Here is a 20,439-nt window from a genome sequence, read left to right as displayed (position 1 = left end):
GGTGCGGGGATATATCAAAGGGGGAGAAGAAATGCACAGCGTACTTACATACATACCGATTGCGGCCATGATGGTGATCATACCGGGAGCTGATACGATGCTTGTGATGAAAAATACGCTTAGATATGGCGCAAAAGCTGGCCGTTATAACATTCTAGGATTGGCAACAGGACTTTCCTTTTGGACGGTTATCGCCATTTTAGGTTTATCGGTCGTTATCGCAAAGTCAGTATTTCTTTTCACGACAATTAAATATTTGGGCGCAGCATACTTAATTTATTTAGGAATCAGAAGTTTTTTTGCCAAAAGCACGTTTTCTTTAGATGACATGCAATCCCAAGCAAAAAGCGAGGAACATTCTCCGAAACGTTATTATAAAACTTCCTTTATGCAAGGATCACTCAGTAATATTCTCAACCCTAAAACTGTCTTGGTTTATGTGACAATTATGCCCCAATTTATCAATCTAGAGGGAAATATAAACCAACAGCTTATTATTTTAGCTTCAATCCTTACCTTACTAGCGGTGTTATGGTTTCTCTTTCTTGTTTATGTAATTGATTATGCGAAAAAATGGCTGAGAAATTCGAAGTTCCAGAAAGCCTTTCAAAAAGGAACGGGCATGATATTGGTAGGTTTTGGCATCAAAACCGGTATGAATTAAATTCCTAATAGGAAAGAATCAATATGGCAGATGTAAAGCAGTTGTTTTGCCTGTTTGGCTCTTCTTTTTGTTCCGGCAGTATCATTTTCTATACAAAAAAGACAAGGGCGTGTAAATCCCTTGTCTTTTTGTTATTTCCTCACATGTCCTCTGCTCGTCTGCACCTTATACATGATAATCAATAAAATAAACCAGACCGGAGTGACAAACAAAGCAACGCGCGTATCATTCGCCAGTGCCAATACGACAAGAATGAACGCGAGAAATGCGAGCGTGAAGTAGTTGGATAACGGGTAAAAAGGCATTTTAAATGTGTTTGCTTTCGCTTCATCCTGCCTTGTTTTTCGATATTTCAAATGGCAAATCACCGTAATGCCCCAAATGAAAATGAAGCATATAGTAGAAACACTAGTAATCAGCGTAAAGACTTGTTCCGGCATGATATAATTCAGGCTAACGCCAATCAGAATGGCGATGGTTGAAAAGAACAGCGCATTGCTTGGAACTTTAGATGAAGTCAATTTCTGCAGTAATCCAGGTGCGTGATGATCCTTAGCAAGTGAATAGACCATGCGGCTTGTGCTGAATAAAGCGCTGTTGGCCGCTGATGCCGCTGATGTGATGACAACAAAATTGATTATACTGGCGGCGGCAACGATGCCTACGACAGAAAAGACTTGAACAAATGGGCTTTCACTTGGGTTCAAAACATTCCAAGGGTAGATGCACATAATGACAAAAAGTGCGCCGACATAAAAAAGTAAAATCCGGGCAGGGATTTGGTTGATGGCTTTAGGGATCACTTTTTGGGGGTTATCTGTCTCACCTGCGGTCAGTCCAACAAGTTCAATTCCCACAAAAGCGAAGACAACCATTTGGAATGAAAGGATAAACCCATGCCATCCATTTGGAAACATGCCGCCATGGCTCCAAAGATTCGTGATGCTGGCTGAGCCGGAAGCTGTGGAAAAACCTTTGGCAATTAAAATAATACCAGTTACGATAAGAGCCAGTATGGCAATAACTTTGATCAATGCAAACCAGAATTCTAATTCTCCGAACAGTTTAACGGTGGCAAGGTTCATGATTAGCAAGATCATCAGGGCAAATAGACCAGGCATCCATTGAGGCACCGCAGGAAGCCAATATTGCGTATAAATCCCGACCGCCGTTAAATCAGCCATCGCGAGAGAAATCCAGCAGAACCAGTAGGTCCAGCCAGTGATAAATGCCGCCATGTCGCCTAAATAGTCTCTTACGAAATCAACGAAAGAGTGATACCCCGTATTTGACAATAGCAGTTCTCCGAGCGAACGCATAATAAAAAAGCAAAAGACTCCGGTGACCAAGTAAGCAAATAAAATGGATGGTCCCGCAAAGTGGATTGATTTTCCTGAGCCTAAGAATAAGCCTGTTCCGATTGCACCTCCAATCGCCATTAATTGTATATGCCTGTTTTTAAGGCCTCTAGACAATTTTTGTTGTTGTCCCAAATTGTCTCTGTTTGAATTGCCTATCAATTTTATGTTCCTCCAATAATAAAAGATGAATAAAGTTTTATCGGATATTATAACATCTAAAAGATAAAAAGGTTTATTTTTAAATTTTTAAAATAATTGATTTGCAAGTGAAAACTACTGAAGGCCTCTAGCTCTATCAAGGTCTTGGTTCACCATCTATCTGGTGTATAAGGATACGCCGGGAGTCGGTTTAGACGGAATTTCCGGTGCAAAATCCATTATTGTGATACATGATTGGGACGGTTTTATGTACCAACTGTACAGCTATTGAAAATCTTATCTGTATCAGTTTTTTGATTGGGAACACCAAGAGAAGAATAAACATCGCATCGTAATTGGCCTTTCGGAAAATAAGCTTGAAATAAAAGATTGGATATCTCCTGATCTTTCCACTTTCAGTCAAACGGTTGTTACACCATTTTTCAATCATGATTGGGAGGGGGAATGTCACCATGGCGATTTGCAGGATGATGAGTTTACTGATGCTTACCAAGCGTGCAAGGCTTTTTTAATGCGTAACGATCTCTATGATCATTCGCTCTCTTTTGCGGAAAACAGCAGGGGATATCGCATCGACCATACAGACGATTTTGAAAGCCTGGGTAAGATGGCTGCACGAAATGATCACTATTATTTATTTTTTGCAGATAGAGATAAAGTTTTTATGTTTACAGATGCATTGTAAAGATGAAGACGTTTTGGATCATGAAAAGAAGATGGAGCAGAGCTGTTGAAACCTCATTCTGATCGTGAAATCACTATGGCGGACACAAAGAGTGTCCGCTTTTTTACAGTTTAGGACATTTGGCCTGATCTATTAGATTCATTTTTTGTCATTCATAATTTTGCCATCATGACATTCCTTAAGAATGATAAACTGTTTACTGATTATTACTTTGGGAGGAGCACAGTCCTGAAGAACGGAGATTCTAAAATACTAGTATGAGATGGAAATGATCAATACCTAACATAGAAGGCCAGTTTGTCAATCTGCTTGAAGACCTTACTGGAAGTATCAGGCTGTCTGTTGTGAAAGATTCGGAATATTCTTGTTAATGGCTTATCTAATAAGGAAAAAGGATGATAGACGTGAAAAGAATAGATAAAATATACCACCAGCTCATGCATCATTTTCATGATGTCAGTTTAGATCATCTTTTAAAGGTACAGGGGAGTTCAGCAAAGGAAATTGCTGAGCAACTGAAAATGGAGCGGTCCAATGTCAGTTTTGAATTGAACAATCTCGTCCGATCTAAAAAGGTCATAAAAATTAAAACGTTTCCAGTGCGATACCTCCCAGTCGAAATAGCGGAAAGGTTATGCAACAAAAAATGGGATACAGAGATGATGGAAGTGAAAGGCCTTGAGCCGTTTGCTGAGAATCCAAAACAGAATCATCAACCTATCGCCACAAATCCTTTAGAGCTTATGATTGGGGCAAAAGGCAGTTTGAAGAAAGCAATCTCCCAGGCACAAGCAGCTGTCTTTTATCCGCCGAATGGCCTGCATATGCTCCTCTTAGGCCCGACTGGTTCTGGTAAATCACTTTTTGCCAACCGGATTTACCAATTTGCCATATACTCAGACATTCTGAAGGCCGGTGCCCCATTTATTACATTTAACTGTGCAGATTATTACAACAATCCTCAACTATTGCTATCTCAATTATTTGGACACAAAAAAGGTTCATTTACAGGTGCCGGTGAAGATAAGGCTGGTTTAGTCGAACAGGCTAATGGAGGCATTCTTTTTATGGATGAAATCCACCGTCTCCCTCCTGAGGGCCAGGAAATGCTGTTTTATTTTATTGACAGCGGTTCTTATAACCGGCTTGGAGAATCTGAACATAAACGAACATCAAACGTATTGTTTGTTTGCGCCACTACAGAAAATCCGAGTTCTGCATTATTGAAAACATTTTTGCGAAGAATCCCTATGACCATTCATATCCCTTCGCTTGAAGAACGATCGCTTAAAGAAAGAGTGGATTTGACGACGTTTTTATTAGGGAAAGAAGCAGAGCGAATCAAGAAAAATCTAAGTGTGCACATTGATGTCTATAATGCGCTGATTCATTCTGCTAAATTTGGCAATGTGGGACAGCTGAAATCAAATGTCCAGTTAGTTTGTGCACACGGGTTTTTGCACAATCTTGACAGACATGAGGTGATTGAGCTGACTGTTCGGGATCTGCCGGATGAAATCAAGCAAGAATGGATGTCCAGCAGCAAAAACATGCAAAGAAGCAAAGCCATTTCTGAATATGTCAATATTACAACGATCATATCTCCGATTATAGAGGATGAAACGACAAAAATTGACGAAGACCTCTCATTTAACTTGTATCATTTAATCGAGGAAAAAGTAAAAACCCTCCAAAAAGAAGGATTATCCAAAAAGGATATTAATCAGTACATCTTGACTGATGTCCATTTGCATGTGAAAAGTTTTTTTCATCACCGGGCGTTTCAAAAGGACAACCTGATGACATTCGTTGAAGATGACGTGATTCAATTGACAAAACAGTTAAAAGAAATAGCTGAACATGAGCTGGATTGCACATTTGACCGTAAATTTATTTATTTCTTGAGTATGCATATTGACGCATTTTTAAAGCGCGGAAAACACATAGATGTTTTCAATACACAGGAGACGGATGAAATCCGTGACACTCATATGCAAGAGTATCGGGTGGCGATGATATTTAAAGATCAAATTCAGGAATATTTTAAAGTGGCCATCCCCGAAATAGAAGTCATCTACTTAACAATGCTGATTCATTCCATCAAATCATTAAAAGAGAACAAAAGGGTCGGGATTATCGTGGCTGCACATGGAAATAGCACCGCGAGCTCAATGGTTGAAGTCGCGACAGAGCTGTTAGGGAGCACCCCCATTGCAGCAGTTGACATGCCGCTTTCGGTTTCGCCTTCGGACATTATGGAATGTGTAGCGGAAAAAATGAAACAGGTTGACGAAGGTGAAGGTGTTTTAATGCTCGTGGATATGGGGTCACTTGCGATGATGGAAAGCAAGCTGGAGGAAAGGACAGGCATTGCCATCAAAACCATCAGCAATGTGACGACCTCAATGGTGCTGGATGCTGTCAGAAAGGTGAATTATTTGGATTTGAATTTGCATGCGATCTATCAATCGGTCACGAAAGATTTTATTGAGTTATGGGAGCGGCAGCCAGCGGTATCCGGCAAAAAGAAAGCATTGGTTTCCATCTGCACGACAGGCAGCGGGACGGCCAAAAAGCTGGAAGACATCCTGACTACGATCGTGAACAAGGCCTCTGATACCCCGATTCACATATTGACCGTCTCATCCATTAAACTGGCAAACAGCATAAAAGAAATCGAAAAAAAGTATGACATCCTTGCGACAGTCGGAACGAAAGACCCTAAAATCAATGCGCCGCATGTCTCATTAGAAGTGTTAATTGAAGGGGAGGGGGAAAGGCTGATTCAACAGGTGATTACAAAGGGCAGCATTCCGTTGAGCAATGGGTTAAACGAAGCGAATATCATTGTCAGGGAGCTTTGCGAGGATAGCTTGAAAAAGTATCTTGTCTTCTTGAACCCCCACCATATGATCGAGATGTTATTAGAGTGGCTGCAAACTGTTCAAGGTGAATTGGGAGTCATTTTCAATAATGCTGTTTTGATCAAAGTCATCATGCATACGGCTTTCGCTTTTGAAAGGGTGTTAAAGCAGAATCCGATCGCATTCTCAGAGGAAGATGAAATAAATGAAAAGCTAAAAAGAATGTTAACCGTGACAGAACGGACATTAGCCCCATATGAACAAAAGCTTGGACTTCGCATAAGTGATGATGAAAAATTATTTATAGCCGCGCTATTCGCTGAAGAAGTGCCTGTCCAGCTGTTTTAATAGTGATTTTTTTCTTCAAACCTGTATTAAATGGAACGCCATTTTAATACAGGTTTATTTTTTTCATTTTAAGTGTTTCAACAACAGGCTGTCATTGGCTGAAAATTAAATGAAAACGCTTAACACAACTTTGTTGGCACGATCCTTGCATTATAAAAGGATGTACGAAACAAGGAAAGGAGCAATGGATATGATTTCAGTTATTATCAGCGGCCATGGAGATTTTCCCATCGCATTAAAAGAGTCTTCGGGGATGATATTCGGTGAAGAACATAACCTGATTGCAGTGCCGTTTTTGAAAGGGGAAGGCATTCAAACGCTGCAAGGAAAATATCATCAGGCGCTCAAGGGCATTCCGGAAGAACATGAAGTGCTTTTTCTAGTCGATATTTTTGGAGGAACGCCATATAACGCAGCAGTGTCTTTCATTGCTGAAGATCAAAGAATGGATATGGCAGCCGGCGTAAACCTGCCGATTCTGCTGGAGGTATTAAGCTTGAGAGAACACCTGACGCTCAAAGATTTGCTGAACAACTTAAAAACAATGAGCCAGCAAAGCTTTCAAGTGTGCAGTGAACATTTAGAAAAAGTGAAAACAGCCAATCAAGAAACAAGAGAGGATGAATTGTGATGAACATTGTGTTAGCCAGAATTGATGACCGCTTTATTCACGGCCAAATCTTGACAAGGTGGATTAAAGTCCATGCGGCAGACCGAATTATCGTTGTCTCCGATGATGTCGCACAGGATGACATGAGAAAAACGCTGATCCTGTCTGTTGCGCCTTCAAATGTAAAAGCGAGTGCCGTTTCGGTTTCAAAAATGGCAAAAGCGTTTCATAGTCCGCGCTATGAAGGAGTAACGGCGATGCTCTTGTTTGAAAATCCGTCCGATATTGTATCCCTTATAGAAGCAGGCGTGCCGATCAAAACCGTAAACGTCGGGGGAATGCGGTTTGAAAATCAGCGCCGGCAAATCACAAAATCAGTCAGTGTTACAGAACAAGACATAAAGGCATTTGACACATTAAGTGACCTGGGCGTGAAACTGGAATTGAGGCAGCTGCCTTCAGATGCCAGCGAGGATTTTGCACAGATTCTACGGAACGTAACAAAATAATCAAGGGGATGAGAATATGTCTTCATTACAAATTATTTTGTTGTTAATCATTGCAGCCATCACCGGCATCGCAAGTGTATTGGATGAAGGTCAGACACACCGGCCGCTTGTGGCCTGCACGCTGGTTGGCCTGGTGCTCGGTGACTTAAAAACAGGAATTATTCTAGGCGGCACACTGGAGCTGATGGCGCTGGGCTGGATGAACGTCGGCCTTGCCATGGCACCTGATACAGCGATCGCCTCTGTCATCTCAACCATATTAGTCATTACCGCTGATCAGGGAATTGGCGAAGGCATCGCCGTTGCTGTTGCGTTGGCAGCTGCGGGTCAGGCGCTGACCATTTTTGTGCGGACGATCACTGTCTTTTTCATTCACCGCGCTGATCGCTACGCAAAAGAAGGGAATATAAAAGGAATTGAAATCATGCATATTACCGCGATGGTGTTTCAAGCACTGCGCGTCATGATACCGACATTAATTGTCGCATTGATCAGTGTCAGTGCGGTTCAGGCGTTTCTGGGCAATATTCCGGACGTGATTACAAAAGGGCTGCAAATAGGCGGCGGCATTATCGTGGTTGTCGGATATGCCATGGTGATCAATATGATGAATATTCCTTATTTGAAGCCATTTTTCTATATTGGATTTTTATTAGCGGCGTTTACCGATTTCAACTTAGTGGGATTTGGGGCCCTTGGTCTCTGTCTGGCGCTTTTGTATCAGCAGGTCATGCAAAGACAAAACGCCCACGGAGCGGTCGCAGCTGCTTCAGACGGCGGCCGTGTTGCTGTTTATGATGACGATGACGACCTTGACGCCTAAACCATGAGGGGTGACGAAAAGATGGAGAAAGAAAAACGATTAACGAAAAAAGAGATTTTCAGCATGTTTATTCGTTCAAATTTTTTGCTCGGTTCCTTTAACTTCGAACGTGTGCAGGCCATGGGATATTGCTATGTGATGATACCGGCGATCAAAAAACTGTACGGTCCCGGAGCAAAAAGAAACGAAGCCTTGCAGCGGCATTTGGAATGGTTTAATACACATCCGTGGCTGACAGCGCCTATATTTGGCGTGACGGCAGCCATGGAAGAAGAAATGGCGAACAATAAAGGAATTGATGGAAAAGCGATCAGCGGAATGAAAATCGGTTTGATGGGCCCAATAGCGGGTGTAGGCGATCCGATTTTCTGGGGAACGATTCGCCCGGTCTTAGCTGCGTTAGGGGCGTCACTAGCTTTAGGCGGAAACATTGCCGGGCCCTTGTTATTCTTTTTCTTGCTGAATGCCATAAGATTAAGCACTAAATATTACGGGTTAAAGTATGGCTATGTAAAAGGAATGGAGATTCTGCAGGATTTAGCGGGGAATCGCATTCAAAAGCTGACAGAGGGCGCGTCGATTCTCGGGTTATTTGTCATGGGGGCTCTCGTTTCCAAATGGACCACGATCAACATTCCCATCGTTGTGTCAAGAATTAAGGATGAAAGCGGCAAAGTGGATGTTCAAACCGTACAAAATGTATTAGACAGCATTATGCCGGGCGCGCTGCCTCTAGGGTTAACGTTATTAGTGGCATGGATGCTGCGCAAAGGGGTGAATCCTCTTCTCATTATATGCGGGATTTTTATCATCGGGATTGTTGGGTATTGGGCTGGATTCTTAGCATAAGCTCTGTGGAATGTAAGAAGAGGGAGACTGCCGCAATCTATCATATAACATTCACTCGGATAAAAGCGGAAACCAGGGGAGAATGGCTACAAACTCACCAACTTGTAAAGCAGTCTCTCTTGAAAGTGTTCAAACAAGAAGAGAGGAGCGAAGAAACAAATGAAAAAGAGACTTTCTCAAGGCATCATCATGTTGACCCTGCTGTTCACGATGGCATTTCCTGCTGAGGCAGCCGATTCAAGCTACTATGATGAGGATTATCGACCTCAATATCATTTTACGCCGGAGGCAAACTGGATGAATGATCCAAACGGGATGGTATATTATGCCGGAGAATATCACTTGTTTTATCAATACCATCCATATGGGCTTCAGTGGGGCCCCATGCATTGGGGGCATGCCGTGAGCAAAGATTTGACAACGTGGAAGCACCTTCCTGTTGCACTGGCTCCGGATGACAAAGGCACGATCTTTTCTGGAAGCGCAGTTGTAGACAAGAATAACACAAGCGGTTTTCAAACAGGCAAAGAGAAGCCGCTTGTGGCTGTTTATACACAGGATCGGGAAGGCCATCAAGTGCAGAGCATCGCCTATAGCAATGACAAAGGAAGAACGTGGACGAAATATGCAGGCAACCCGGTCATTCCAAACCCGGGGAAAAAAGATTTTCGCGATCCAAAAGTCTTTTGGTATGAAAAAGAAAACAAGTGGGTGATGGTGCTTGCGGCCGGTGACCGAATTCTTATGTATACGTCCAAAAATCTGAAGCAGTGGACATATGCAAGTGAATTTGGAGAGGGGCAGGGAAGCCATGGCGGAGTATGGGAATGCCCGGATTTGTTTGAGCTTCCGGTAGACGGCAATCCGAATCGGAAAAAATGGGTCATGCAGGTCAGTGTCGGAAACGGTGCGGTTTCGGGAGGATCGGGCATGCAATATTTTGTAGGGGACTTTGATGGAACTCATTTTAAAAATGAAAATCCGTCAAACCAAGTTCTCTGGACGGATTACGGCAAAGACTTTTATGCGGCTGTATCCTGGTCCGACATTCCATCCTCAGATGGCCGGCGGCTTTGGTTAGGCTGGATGAGCAATTGGCAATATGCGAATGATGTCCCTACATCCCCATGGAGAAGTGCGGCATCCATTCCACGAGAGTTAAAATTGAAAACGCTTACTGGAGGAACCAGAGTCGTCCAAACACCGGTGAAAGAGCTGCAAACCATTCGCGGCAACGCTAGGAAGTGGAAGAATCAAACCATATCGCCTGCAAGTCAAAATGTGTTAGCGGGCCTATCTGGTGATGCGTATGAATTGCATGCAGAATTTCAAGTAACTCCAGGTTCGGCAGCTGAATTTGGTTTTAAAGTTCGAACAGGCAAAAATCAATTCACAAAAGTCGGCTATGATCGAAAGAACGCCAAATTGTTCGTTGGCCGGAGCAAGTCGGGGAATGTCACCTTTCATCCAACCTTTAACACAGGAAAACAAACAGCTCCGCTGAAGCCGGTCAATGGAAGGGTAAAGATGCGCATTTTTGTCGACCGCTCTTCAGTTGAAGTGTTTGGGAATGACGGACAGCAGGTCATAACCGATATCATTCTCCCGGATCGATCGAGCAATGGTCTAGAGTTATATGCGGCGAATGGCGGTGTAAAGGTGAAATCATTAGCGGCATACCCTTTACAAAAGGTGTGGGGAACGTCACCTTTTATCTCGAATTTGTCTGGCTGGACGACGGTCAATGGCACATGGGCTGACACAATTGAAGGAAAACAAGGAAGATCGGACGGTGACTCCTTTACGTTGTCTTCAGCTTCCGGATCAAACTTCACCTATGAATCTGATATCACCATTAAGGATGGAAACGGAAGAGGGGCGGGAGCGCTTATGTTCCGCTCTGACAAAGACGCCAAAAATGCTTATCTTGCCAACGTGGATGCGAAGCATGACCTAGTGAAATTCTTTAAATTTGAGAACGGCGCCGCTTCTGTCATTGCCGAATACAAAACGCCGATAGACGTGAACAAACAGTATCATTTGAAAACTGAGGCCGAGGGCGATCACTTTAAAATTTATTTAGACGATCGTCTTGTGATTGATGCGAATGATTCCACATTCTCAGAAGGTCAATTTGGCTTGAATGTGTGGGATGCGACTGCTGTCTTTCAAAATGTAAACAAGGGGCCTTAAAATGGAATTTCATGTAGCAGACACTCAATAAAGCCCTTCATCAAACAGAAGCTGAGGGACAGTTGTGGTCAATCAATACTGTTCCTCAGCAAATCCATGTTTGTTAAAGGGTTGGCAACTTTATCGCGGTTTCGATATTTTGTAAATTCATCTTAACTTGTTCATCTGTGTTCCAAGGGTGGTACCAGCCCTTTTCCATCATATAGCTTGAGATTTGTTCGTGCATATCGAGGGCTTCCTCTAAATGGCGGATTAGGACCTCTTTTACTTCAGGCGTTCCAGCTTCCGTTGCGGCCATCGCATAATTTCTGACTCCGTTTTTTGCGGCAATCAATAAATCCATGGCGATGATTTGGTCTGTCAGTACATTCATGCCGGTCAGATATTCAATGATAGGATTCATTATTCACTCATCTCCTCATTCATGCTTTGCTTTAGATAAAATCGAGACAAATTCCTGTAGCTGCCGTGTGGTGGTGTCAACGTCTTGCTGCATGATTTCCTTCAGCTTCGGATCTGATACCAGCGCCTTCATTGTTTTGGATTTCGTTAAACAAAGTGTCTTAAATGCAGTCATTTCCTGAACCTCAAGCACTTCATGTAAGGCATAGTTCATTTCTGTAACCTCCGTTTTTTAAGGTTTTAACACAACTTTTATACAATCATCCATTTTTGCATCAAAGATGTCATAGCCATGCTTGGCTTCACTAAGAGGCAGGACATGGCTTACAACGTCACCGGGGTCAATTTTGCCCGTTGACACTAATTCAAACATGTATGGCATATAATGGATCACCGGAGCTTGTCCAGAACGTATATTGATGTTTCGCTGCATGATATCTCCTAACGGGAAACCGTTATATCTGCCGCCGTACACGCCTGTAATTTGGATGGTTCCTCCTTTGCGGACGGCTTGGGAAGCAATGACCAACGCACTCATCGTTCCGCCATGAAGCTTTAATCCGCTTGCAAGGAATTCGAGGTCGCTCATTTTCCCATCCATCCCAACAGCGTCAATGACAACATCAGCTCCGCCTTTGGTGATTTCCTTCAAGTAACTCCCGGTATTCTCATGGTCTTCAAAATTAACGATTTCTACTTGATTTGTTCGTTTGGCATGCTGTAAGCGGTAGTTTACATAGTCAACCGCTATAACGCGCTTTGCGCCCTTTAGCCAACAAAACTTTTGAGCAAAAAGGCCGACTGGCCCGCAGCCTAGAACGATCACTGTATCGCCTTCTTTTACGCCGGCATTGTCAACACTCCAGAAACCGGTTGTCATGGCATCGGAGATCACGCTTAACTTCTCATCGGGCTCCTCACAGGTTTCAGGAATTTTAAAATGGGTAAAATTCGCAAATGGCACTCTTAAATATTCAGCCTGTCCGCCCGGATAACCGCCTGTTTGTCCCGAATAACCGAAATAGGCGCCCATTTCTCCATTGTCATTAGATTGATCACACTGGCTTTCCAGCTGATGTTTACAAAAAAAGCATTCACCGCAGGCGATTGTAAAAGGGATAATGACGCGATCGCCTTTTTGCACCTTTGTCACGCCCGGCCCAACTTCTTCAACGATGCCCATCGGTTCATGGCCGATGACATAGTCTTCTTGCAGATTAGGAATGAATCCATGGATTAAATGTAAATCGGATCCGCAAATGGCTGTACTGGTGACTTTTATAATCATGTCATCGGACTTTTCAATCTTTGGATCTGGCACATCTTTGACAACAACATTTTTAATGCCTTGATACGTTACGGCCTTCATGCTAAAAAACCTCCAATGTTAATGTTCATCAGGTGTCCGGTCAAACATCCCTTTTCGATTTGTTTCAACAGGAAAGAGATTCATGTTGCCGACCATGATCGTATTTTTTGCAGAGAGCTGGTCCAGTTTATATTGTTCGCTCAGCTCATACGGGTGGAACCATTTTTTGCTTATCATGAGTTCCGTTATTTCTTGATGCATTGCGATTCCTTGCATCAGCTGTTTCCGTAACAAGGCTCTTACATCAGGCGATGCGGTTTCAGTCAAAGCTACAGCAGTATTTCTCACGCCTTCTTTTGCTCGTATCAGAAAATCTAACGCGAATGTGGTATCTGCAAGTTCAGGCACATTCAGCGAATTAATTGGGTCTAAATGATCTTGGTTCAATGGTGCTCACCTTCCTTTCAATCAATGATGGGCGTTGGGCGGCTTTGAGGGACAGGAGCCTGAAATGGCGCACGCTCATAAACCGCTTGTAAATCAGTAAGGTCTTGCATGGCTTGCTGCACATCTTTCTGCATCAAGTCCTTAAGATCTTGGTCAAATACAAGTCCCTGCATTAATTTTGATTTCGCTACACAAAGTGTTTTAAAATTAACGATTTCATGTAAGTCTACCGCTTCGTGAGCAGCTAATGTTTGATGATCCATAGTGATGTAACCTCCTTTAATCAACGTTACATTTCCCGAAATGAGGGTGTAGCATACGGATAGAACTGTTCACTGTAAAAAAGGGCGCATTCCATATAATTGAAGTTGTTTTTTGGAGAGGTCTATACGCTTCATTCAAAAGAATCCGGTCTTTCATCATCAAATAAGGATATAACAAAACGCCATTAAGATTACATAACAAACCTGGCTAATAGAAAGCCTCTAAAACCTTGGGGGCTTGGGTCTTTTTACCTTTGTATTTTGCACAAAGTAGTGTATAATACAAATCGTAATTATTTCGTTTTACGGAGAAGGAGTGTTGTAATGGGAATGTTATCTGTAAAGAGGTTAGGCATATTAACGATTGGTTCATTACTGGTATTGGCAGGGTGTCAGACATCAGGTTCGTCAAAAGGTGAGTCTAATCCATCATCCTCAGCAATTGAAGAAAACGCATCTAAAACGCAAGAGCAAACATCAGAAGCTCATGATCATGAGCACGAGCACGGCCACGACCATAGTCATGCACATGATGAAGAGACAGAAAAAATTTATGAAGGCTATTTTAAAAACAGCCAAGTAAAGGATCGCCAGCTTTCTGATTGGGAAGGAGACTGGCAATCTGTGTACCCATTTCTTCAAGATGGCACTCTTGACGAAGTATTTTCACATAAATCCGAGCATGAAGGTGACAAGACAGCTGAAGAATATAAAGAATATTATAAAAAAGGGTATAAAACAGATGTTGATCGTATCGTAATCCAGCAAGATACAGTAACGTTCTTCAAAAATGGAAAAGAATCTTCTGGTAAGTATACGTATGACGGATATGAGATTTTAACATATGATGCGGGCAATAGAGGGGTAAGATACATATTCAAACGAGCTGAAAAAACGGAAGGCCTTCCTCAGTATATTCAATTTAGTGATCATAGTATCTATCCGACTAAAGCTAGTCACTACCATCTGTATTGGGGTGATGACCGTAAAGCTTTACTTGATGAAGTGAAAAACTGGCCTACCTACTATCCGTCAGAAATGGACGGCCACGACATTGCCCATGAGATGATGGCGCACTAATCCTATGAAATATGATTTTACCTGTGAATAAGGTAGTGCTTAGACACCAGCTGCTGACTCCTCGTCAGCAGCTTTTTTCCTTCTTTCGTTTCTTCCTCTCCGTCCGATCAACTCATGAAACGTTTTTAAGCTGCTGATTTCTCATACTAGGGGATCGTGAGTTGCTTCGCGTTATATTCGTCGTATCGTAGACCATATATCGCACTGCGCCTGACATCCTCGTTTTTCGATCACTTATAAAAACTTTACTGAAGTCTAGAAAAAATAAACAAAACATTAATAAAACGATGCTATTTCATTAACAAAGGTAAGATACGATCAATATAACTTTATGGTTGGCAAAAAAGTGTTGTAGAGAGAATGTAAAGTAAAGGAGAGTATGAAAGTATGACATTACGAAGGATGAAGAAACATGTAATAGTGGCTTTATTTGCTTTGGTATTATTTCAAAGCTCTGTGAGTGTATGTGATGCGAGCGCAACAGCTAAAGCAAAAACAGTAACGCCGCCGCCACCTGCTTCAGGATACTTTGTGGATCATTACAAAAATAACAGTTCTGCTAATATGACAGTGAATTCCAATCCCGCGATCGGAGTGCTTTCAGAATTTCAAAAGCTTTGGTCTCCCGGAAGTACTTGGGATAGCGGAGTGAAACGAAACAGCAGCGTGTTGGATGCTAATATTCAAAAAGTGGCTGACATTGCTAAACACCGCACCCCGCTCGAGGAAAATGCTGCATACTTTGATGATCGCAGGAATCAGAGCTACAGTGTGATTGACGGCCTTGGTTCGCTTACTGATATTTATCGAATAAATGCGGGCGCGACGACAACAATTAACAGTATCCCTGCAGATGCCACGATAAAAAAATATCATGATGAAGGAACCAATTCCGGCAGCACGAGTTCCAGTCTCGGCAGCATCGTCAGTTTAGTCAATACGTTACGAGGCCCCTATTCTTCAACGAACCCGGCTAAGGGATATTTTCAATATCCACGCCCGTTTCGCTGGGAAAGCAATTCTATTCTTGTCCCAACCCTTATCCCGGCAATTAATCCTGATCCGGCCAAAGATGGAGGGTTTCCCAGCGGACATACAAATGCCGCATATCTCAGCGCTTTTGCCATGGCTTATGCCGTGCCGGAGCGCTATCAGGAACTCCTTACCCGGGCTTCAGAGCTCGGCCATAACCGTATTGTTGCCGGTATGCATTCCCCGCTTGATGTCATGGGAGGACGTGTCATGGCAACTGGCTTGGCGGCCGCTATTCTATCTGATCCAGCCAATCAAAGCTTGAAAAAGGCTGCTTATGATGAAGCTCATCAGAAGTTGTTAACGCAAACCGGCACGGCTGAAGATCGATTCAGTGATTATAACATGAATAAAAATCAGTACACCCAGCGATTGACATACGGATTTGGGCGAATGAATTCAATTGCTAAACCTATGGTGGTTCCTAAGGGAGCTGAAGTCCTGCTTGAAACCCGTTTTCCTTACCTTGACAAAAAGCAGCGCCGCTCGGTTTTAGCTACAACAGGCCTTCCTTCCGGCTATCCTGTTCTCGATGATGCGGAAGGGTGGGGAAGGCTTGATCTCTTTTCCGCTGCCGATGGGTATGGCGCTTTTGACAAAAACGTTACCGTGGCCATGGATGCTTCCAAAGGCGGCTTTTATGCACTTGATCGTTGGCGTAACGATATCTCCGGCAAGGGAAAGCTGACCAAAAAGGGGACAGGCACGTTAAAGCTGGAGGGGAACAATACATATTCCGGCGGCACGAGGATTGATCAGGGAACGCTTGAGGGCGGTTCAGAGACAGCTTTTGGGAGAGGCGATGTTTCAAACAACAGAGGCATCCTGAAGGAAGATGTGTCAGGTAAACTGATCATAGGCGGAGATTACAAGCAATCAGCCAAGGGTATCCTTGAACTCAACCTTAGCGGTAAACATGATCAGTTCCAAATCAAGGGCAAGGCAAAAATAAAGGGGACATTACGCCTCCATTTTTCGGATAACTATATCCCGGAAGACGGCTCCACGATCATCACCTATCATAAGCGTAATGGATCCTTTTCTTCAATCGAAACCACGGGCTTGCCAAGCAAGTACAAAGTGAAGGCCATCTATAAATCCAACCGGATTCAATTAAAAGTTGCAAAATAGATCCAAAGCATCTTCCAGCATTAAAAAGCGGATGGAATGCGGAGCGACTGTTTGATGTGTATCCGTCGCTTGAGAAATGATATTAACGTCTGGATTTTTTTCCATAACAAAGCACCTGTCAATGACAGGTGCTTAGATTGTTGACAATATCTTAAAACAGCTATCGTTTTAGGATATTGTCATTTTTTCAGCGTGATGGAGACCCTAACATGCTTTTTCCGCGACGCGATTTTCTTATTATAGCATCGGCTTTCTCCCTATCGAACGAAAGCGCGGGTGTTCTGCAAGGATGGAGCTTTTCATTTCTTTTACTGCTGGATGGTCTGATGCAAAGAATTGATGTTTGGATTCGTAAAGCTCAACTAATGTTCCGTTATCCAGTACACCTAGTGTGTCACTCAATTGATAAGCGGCTTTTAAATCATGCGTAATAAAAAAATACGATAACCCAAAATCGTCTTTTAGCTCTTTTAACAAATCTAATATTCGTGTTTGGGTTACCATGTCCAGACTGCTGACTGATTCATCTAATACGATCAGCTTCGGTTTGAGGGAGATTGCTCTTGCGATATTGATTCGCTGCAATTGACCGCCGCTGAATTGGTGTGGGTATTTTGTTAAATCGTCTTCGCGTAAGCCTACTCTTTCCAACAGCTCGATGATGGTTCGCCTTTGCTCGTCGATTGTGAGCCTTTCGTAGTTTTCTAATGGTTCTGCTATAATCTGTTCCGCCGTCATCCTTGGGTTGACGGCGGAGTGTGAATCTTGAAAAACCGCTTGAAGATCGCGGCGTATTTTCCGGCGGATTGATTGCTCTGCTTGATATATGTCATGTCCTTGAAAAAGTATTTGGCCCGATTGCGGCCGTTCCAAACCGAGCAGCACCTTTCCTAATGTGCTTTTACCGGCTCCGCTCGGCCCAAGCAAACCTAAGCATGTACCCTTCTCAATCGAAAAGCTGATACTGGATAGGACTTGTTTAGATTGGAATTTCCATTTGAACAATGAACGCTCCGCATAACGATGAGAGACTTCTTTCACTTGTAATAAACTCATTTGTTCACCCCATTAAAATGCCGCTCTTTGTCAAACTGGCCCAATGGCACGGTCATCAATTGGCAATGTCAAACGTGCATCCAATAGCTTCTTTGTATAGTCATGATGTGGTGCATCAAACAGCTGAAACACGTCTGCTTTTTCTGCGATTCTCCCTTTCTGCATCACAGCAACTTCATCCGCCATTTCAGCAATGACGCCCAGATCATGTGAGATGAGCAAAATCGCCGTTCCACACGTAGAGCGCAGGTCGTCTAAATGTTTCAGCACGGTCTTCTGATTATTGACGTCTAGTGCAGTGGTGGGTTCATCCGCAATGAGAATGGCTGGATGTAAGCATACAGCGGCCGCAATCATCACCCGTTGAAGCATTCCGCCGCTTAATTTAAAAGGATAAGATTTTAAAAGTGTAACAGGATTGGATAAGTTCACATGATGCAATGCTTCGATTGCAAGCTCCTTCGCCTGCTTTTTGTTAACAGACGTATGTGAGCGAATGGTTTCGATCATTTGATGACCAATCGTAAAAACGGGTGTAAAAGCGTTCATCGGATTTTGCATAATATAGGCGATCTCTTTGCCGCGGATCTTGCGCATTTCTTGATCTGCCAATCCGTTTAATTCTCGGCCTTGTAATGAAATGCTTCCGTCCACCTTGGTTGTTTTTTGATTGAGCATCTGAAGAATGGACATGCCCGTTACCGTTTTTCCGCATCCGCTCTCACCAATCAGGCCAAGGATTTGACCGCGCTTCAGTTCTAAATTGATGTCTTGCACAAGGGTTGACATGCCTCTTTGCGTTTTGGCCTGTACATGTAGATCTTTCACTTGCAGCACCGGTGATTGTTCTGTTTCCAACTTCTCATTCCTTTTTATCATCGACGTTTGACTCCGTATTTGTCTGATAGACTCTCGCCCAATATATTGAACGTTACAACCACAAGCATGATCATCATCCCTGGGTAAATCATCAACTCAGGGTTCGTCCGAATGTACGATTTTCCTTCATGAATCATCGCTCCCCATTCCGCAGCCGGTGGCTGAACGCCTAACCCAAGAAACGACATAGCGGATATATCCATAATGGCCCAGCCCATTTCCAATGTACCCATCACCACGAGGGGAGGGAGGACATTAGGTATGATATGTTTTTTCATAATCTTCCATTGTGATGATCCATTGATTTTTGCGGCTTTAATAAAGTTTTCCTCTTTCAGGCTAAGCACCATTCCTCTGAAGATTCTTGCATAATAGACCCATTGCACAAGCATGAGGGCCAGAATGACTTGAGGAAGTCCAGGGCCGAATATGCCCACTAGACCTAGAACTAAAACTAAGTTCGGAAAGGCCATCACACCATCACAAAATCTCATTAACAGCTGATCAATCCATCCGCCTTTATATCCCGAAATCGTACCGATAATGAGGCCGATCATGAGTGAGGAAATAAAAATGAGCACCGCAAATCCTAGAGAAATCCGTGCGCCGTACAAAAGGCGGGATAAGTTGCATCTTCCTAAATGATCAGTTCCTAAAGGGAATTCCCAGGATGGAGGATGCAGCTTATATGCCAAATGAACAGCAGCAGGGTTGTTCGGCGCAATCCAAGGGGCACATGCAGCGATTAGAAACAGAATGGACAATATGATAATACATACTGTGATCACTTTTTGACTTTTGTATATCCTGCGTATGCCTCTGATCATCGATACTGCCCTTCTTTCCTGGAAATGCGCGGATCAATATACATTTGAATAAGATCAACGATTAAGCTGCTCACTATAAAAAAGGTGGCGGCGATGAACACATAGCATTGAATGACTGGGATGTCACGATTGAATATGGCCTCAATAAAATAACGGCCAAAGCCAGGCCAAGAAAAAACCACTTCAACAATAATGGTTCCGGTGAGCAGCTTGCCAAGATTCATTCCCAGGCCTGTAATCATCGGAGAAATGGCCATTTTCAATACATGCTTAGCCATAATGCTTTTCTTCTTCAGCCCTCTGATCTTTGCGTATTGTACATACGGTTCTTGCAGATTTTCTATAACACTGGCGCGCAAAAGCCTTGTATACATCGCGATTAAAGGAATCGCCAGTGTCAATGACGGCAGTACGAGGTGCTGCCATGTTCCAATTCCTTCTACTGGAAAAAGATCTAATTGAACAGAAAAGAAAAAAACCATCATATACCCTAACCAAAAAGTCGGAATGGATGCCCCGAAAAAGGATATAAAGCGACTGATATGATCAACTGCGCGATTTCTTTTGATCCCCGCAAAGAAGCCGAGAGGCACACTGACAAGCACCGCGATCAATAAGCTCCCAAGCGCAAGCTCGAACGTTGCTGGCATTCGGAGTGCAACCTCGTCCCAAACCGGCTGATTCGAAACATAGGATAAGCCAAAATCAAATTGGCTTATCTTCAAAATCGAATTGGCATATTGGATAAAGAATGGTTGATCTAAGCCAAACTCATGTCTTTTTTGTTCTAAAATGTCATCGGTTGGCTGGATATGCGCTGCGGCTACATACGCTTCAGCCGGGTCAACCGGTGAGAGTTGTATCATTCCAGTTGTCAGAAGTGCAGCTATAAGAAATACTGGAATGATAGACATGATTCGTTTCAATATATAGATGCCCATAAAAGCC

20 protein-coding genes are annotated in these 20,439 nt (G+C 43.1%); 9 read left to right on the top strand and 11 right to left on the bottom strand.

Features of this window, described 5'->3' with window-relative positions; all coding sequences use genetic code 11:
* The first annotated feature begins 31 nt into the window (after window positions 1-31).
* Window positions 32-664: a LysE family transporter gene (locus SC79_RS07850; RefSeq protein WP_039074586.1), complete on the top strand. Its 633-nt coding sequence runs from the start codon at window positions 32-34 to the stop codon at window positions 662-664.
* Window positions 665-795: 131 nt separating this feature from the next.
* On the opposite strand, the gene SC79_RS07845 is transcribed toward SC79_RS07850, so the two are convergent.
* A complete protein-coding gene (locus SC79_RS07845; protein WP_039074585.1) occupies window positions 796-2,184 on the bottom strand; it encodes an amino acid permease in 1,389 nt (462 codons plus the stop codon).
* Between the two features lie 1,089 nt (window positions 2,185-3,273).
* Here SC79_RS07845 and SC79_RS07835 point away from each other — a divergent pair.
* The 6 genes from SC79_RS07835 (at window position 3,274) to SC79_RS07810 (ending at window position 11,065) form a co-directional block, all read left to right on the top strand.
* The gene (locus SC79_RS07835; RefSeq protein WP_039074584.1) at window positions 3,274-6,081 is read left to right on the top strand and encodes a sigma 54-interacting transcriptional regulator; all 2,808 of its coding nucleotides are present in this window, start codon (window positions 3,274-3,276) and stop codon (window positions 6,079-6,081) included.
* Between the two features lie 190 nt (window positions 6,082-6,271).
* Window positions 6,272-6,712 carry a PTS fructose transporter subunit IIA gene (gene levD, locus SC79_RS07830; protein ID WP_039074583.1) on the top strand — a complete coding sequence of 147 codons (441 nt, stop codon included), beginning with the start codon at window positions 6,272-6,274 and terminating at the stop codon, window positions 6,710-6,712.
* Window positions 6,712-7,200 (top strand): PTS fructose transporter subunit IIB, encoded by a 489-nt coding sequence (gene levE, locus SC79_RS07825; RefSeq protein ID WP_039074582.1) that lies wholly within the window; start codon window positions 6,712-6,714, stop codon window positions 7,198-7,200. The genes levD and levE overlap by 1 nt, the downstream gene beginning before the upstream one ends.
* Before the next feature lie 16 nt (window positions 7,201-7,216).
* Window positions 7,217-8,023 carry a PTS fructose transporter subunit IIC gene (levF, locus tag SC79_RS07820; protein ID WP_010327834.1) on the top strand — a complete coding sequence of 269 codons (807 nt, stop codon included), beginning with the start codon at window positions 7,217-7,219 and terminating at the stop codon, window positions 8,021-8,023.
* Window positions 8,024-8,044: 21 nt separating this feature from the next.
* A complete protein-coding gene (gene levG / locus SC79_RS07815; protein WP_039074581.1) occupies window positions 8,045-8,872 on the top strand; it encodes a PTS fructose transporter subunit IID in 828 nt (275 codons plus the stop codon).
* Between the two features lie 159 nt (window positions 8,873-9,031).
* Window positions 9,032-11,065 (top strand): GH32 C-terminal domain-containing protein, encoded by a 2,034-nt coding sequence (locus SC79_RS07810; RefSeq protein ID WP_039074580.1) that lies wholly within the window; start codon window positions 9,032-9,034, stop codon window positions 11,063-11,065.
* A 103-nt stretch (window positions 11,066-11,168) separates the two neighbouring features.
* Here SC79_RS07810 and SC79_RS07805 read toward each other — a convergent pair whose 3' ends face one another.
* The 5 genes from SC79_RS07805 to SC79_RS07785 are packed head-to-tail and all read right to left on the bottom strand — an operon-like array spanning window position 11,169 to window position 13,486.
* On the bottom strand, window positions 11,169-11,468 hold the full coding sequence (locus SC79_RS07805) for a spore coat protein (RefSeq protein WP_010327831.1): 300 nt from the start codon (window positions 11,466-11,468) through the stop codon (window positions 11,169-11,171).
* Window positions 11,469-11,483: 15 nt separating this feature from the next.
* Window positions 11,484-11,681 (bottom strand): hypothetical protein, encoded by a 198-nt coding sequence (locus tag SC79_RS07800; RefSeq protein ID WP_039074579.1) that lies wholly within the window; start codon window positions 11,679-11,681, stop codon window positions 11,484-11,486.
* A gap of 18 nt (window positions 11,682-11,699) precedes the next feature.
* Complete coding sequence (locus SC79_RS07795) at window positions 11,700-12,836, bottom strand: zinc-dependent alcohol dehydrogenase (protein WP_010327829.1); 1,137 nt, start codon at window positions 12,834-12,836, stop codon at window positions 11,700-11,702.
* Between the two features lie 18 nt (window positions 12,837-12,854).
* The gene (locus SC79_RS07790) at window positions 12,855-13,223 is read right to left on the bottom strand and encodes a spore coat protein (protein ID WP_010327828.1); all 369 of its coding nucleotides are present in this window, start codon (window positions 13,221-13,223) and stop codon (window positions 12,855-12,857) included.
* Window positions 13,224-13,240: 17 nt separating this feature from the next.
* Window positions 13,241-13,486 (bottom strand): hypothetical protein, encoded by a 246-nt coding sequence (locus SC79_RS07785; protein WP_010327827.1) that lies wholly within the window; start codon window positions 13,484-13,486, stop codon window positions 13,241-13,243.
* Window positions 13,487-13,810: 324 nt separating this feature from the next.
* Between SC79_RS07785 and SC79_RS07780 the strand changes: the two genes are divergently transcribed.
* Complete coding sequence (locus SC79_RS07780; protein ID WP_039074578.1) at window positions 13,811-14,566, top strand: ZinT family metal-binding protein; 756 nt, start codon at window positions 13,811-13,813, stop codon at window positions 14,564-14,566.
* A gap of 387 nt (window positions 14,567-14,953) precedes the next feature.
* On the top strand, window positions 14,954-16,729 hold the full coding sequence (locus tag SC79_RS07775; protein ID WP_039074577.1) for a phosphatase PAP2 family protein: 1,776 nt from the start codon (window positions 14,954-14,956) through the stop codon (window positions 16,727-16,729).
* On the opposite strand, the gene SC79_RS21510 is transcribed toward SC79_RS07775, so the two are convergent.
* The 5 genes from SC79_RS21510 to nikB all read right to left on the bottom strand — a co-directional run bounded on the left by SC79_RS21510 (window position 16,712) and on the right by nikB (window position 20,432).
* The gene (locus SC79_RS21510; protein WP_257392362.1) at window positions 16,712-16,834 is read right to left on the bottom strand and encodes a hypothetical protein; all 123 of its coding nucleotides are present in this window, start codon (window positions 16,832-16,834) and stop codon (window positions 16,712-16,714) included. The two genes, SC79_RS07775 and SC79_RS21510, sit on opposite strands and share 18 nt — an antisense overlap.
* A gap of 132 nt (window positions 16,835-16,966) precedes the next feature.
* A complete protein-coding gene (nikE, locus tag SC79_RS07770) occupies window positions 16,967-17,785 on the bottom strand; it encodes a nickel import ATP-binding protein NikE (RefSeq protein WP_039074576.1) in 819 nt (272 codons plus the stop codon).
* Window positions 17,786-17,815: 30 nt separating this feature from the next.
* Window positions 17,816-18,643, bottom strand: a complete 828-nt coding sequence (gene nikD, locus SC79_RS07765; protein ID WP_039074627.1) for a nickel import ATP-binding protein NikD — start codon at window positions 18,641-18,643, stop codon at window positions 17,816-17,818.
* Between the two features lie 17 nt (window positions 18,644-18,660).
* Window positions 18,661-19,491, bottom strand: a complete 831-nt coding sequence (nikC, locus tag SC79_RS07760; RefSeq protein WP_039074575.1) for a nickel ABC transporter permease subunit NikC — start codon at window positions 19,489-19,491, stop codon at window positions 18,661-18,663.
* Window positions 19,488-20,432 (bottom strand): nickel ABC transporter permease subunit NikB, encoded by a 945-nt coding sequence (nikB, locus tag SC79_RS07755; RefSeq protein WP_039074574.1) that lies wholly within the window; start codon window positions 20,430-20,432, stop codon window positions 19,488-19,490. The genes nikC and nikB overlap by 4 nt, the downstream gene beginning before the upstream one ends.
* Window positions 20,433-20,439: the final 7 nt, after the last annotated feature.

The sequence above is a fragment of the Bacillus sp. MSP13 genome (assembly GCF_000815295.1).
Taxonomy (GTDB): Bacteria; Bacillota; Bacilli; order Bacillales; family Bacillaceae; genus Bacillus; species Bacillus vallismortis.
The sequence above is the reverse complement of the archived record's forward strand: the minus strand, read 5'-3'. Positions and strand labels throughout refer to the sequence as shown.

What these genes read in the sequence shown, in the direction of transcription:
- nikC (WP_039074575.1), bottom strand. Translation starts at nt 19,491, where the DNA reads ATGATCAGAGGCATACGCAGGATATACAAAAGTCAAAAAGTGATCACA.
- SC79_RS07785 (WP_010327827.1), bottom strand. Translation starts at nt 13,486, where the DNA reads ATGGATCATCAAACATTAGCTGCTCACGAAGCGGTAGACTTACATGAA.
- nikE (WP_039074576.1), bottom strand. Translation starts at nt 17,785, where the DNA reads ATGAGTTTATTACAAGTGAAAGAAGTCTCTCATCGTTATGCGGAGCGT.
- SC79_RS07810 (WP_039074580.1), top strand. Translation starts at nt 9,032, where the DNA reads ATGAAAAAGAGACTTTCTCAAGGCATCATCATGTTGACCCTGCTGTTC.
- nikB (WP_039074574.1), bottom strand. Translation starts at nt 20,432, where the DNA reads ATGGGCATCTATATATTGAAACGAATCATGTCTATCATTCCAGTATTT.
- SC79_RS07805 (WP_010327831.1), bottom strand. Translation starts at nt 11,468, where the DNA reads ATGAATCCTATCATTGAATATCTGACCGGCATGAATGTACTGACAGAC.
- levE (WP_039074582.1), top strand. Translation starts at nt 6,712, where the DNA reads ATGAACATTGTGTTAGCCAGAATTGATGACCGCTTTATTCACGGCCAA.
- levG (WP_039074581.1), top strand. Translation starts at nt 8,045, where the DNA reads ATGGAGAAAGAAAAACGATTAACGAAAAAAGAGATTTTCAGCATGTTT.
- SC79_RS07850 (WP_039074586.1), top strand. Translation starts at nt 32, where the DNA reads ATGCACAGCGTACTTACATACATACCGATTGCGGCCATGATGGTGATC.
- SC79_RS07780 (WP_039074578.1), top strand. Translation starts at nt 13,811, where the DNA reads ATGGGAATGTTATCTGTAAAGAGGTTAGGCATATTAACGATTGGTTCA.
- levD (WP_039074583.1), top strand. Translation starts at nt 6,272, where the DNA reads ATGATTTCAGTTATTATCAGCGGCCATGGAGATTTTCCCATCGCATTA.
- SC79_RS07800 (WP_039074579.1), bottom strand. Translation starts at nt 11,681, where the DNA reads ATGAACTATGCCTTACATGAAGTGCTTGAGGTTCAGGAAATGACTGCA.
- levF (WP_010327834.1), top strand. Translation starts at nt 7,217, where the DNA reads ATGTCTTCATTACAAATTATTTTGTTGTTAATCATTGCAGCCATCACC.
- SC79_RS21510 (WP_257392362.1), bottom strand. Translation starts at nt 16,834, where the DNA reads ATGGAAAAAAATCCAGACGTTAATATCATTTCTCAAGCGACGGATACA.
- SC79_RS07795 (WP_010327829.1), bottom strand. Translation starts at nt 12,836, where the DNA reads ATGAAGGCCGTAACGTATCAAGGCATTAAAAATGTTGTTGTCAAAGAT.
- SC79_RS07775 (WP_039074577.1), top strand. Translation starts at nt 14,954, where the DNA reads ATGACATTACGAAGGATGAAGAAACATGTAATAGTGGCTTTATTTGCT.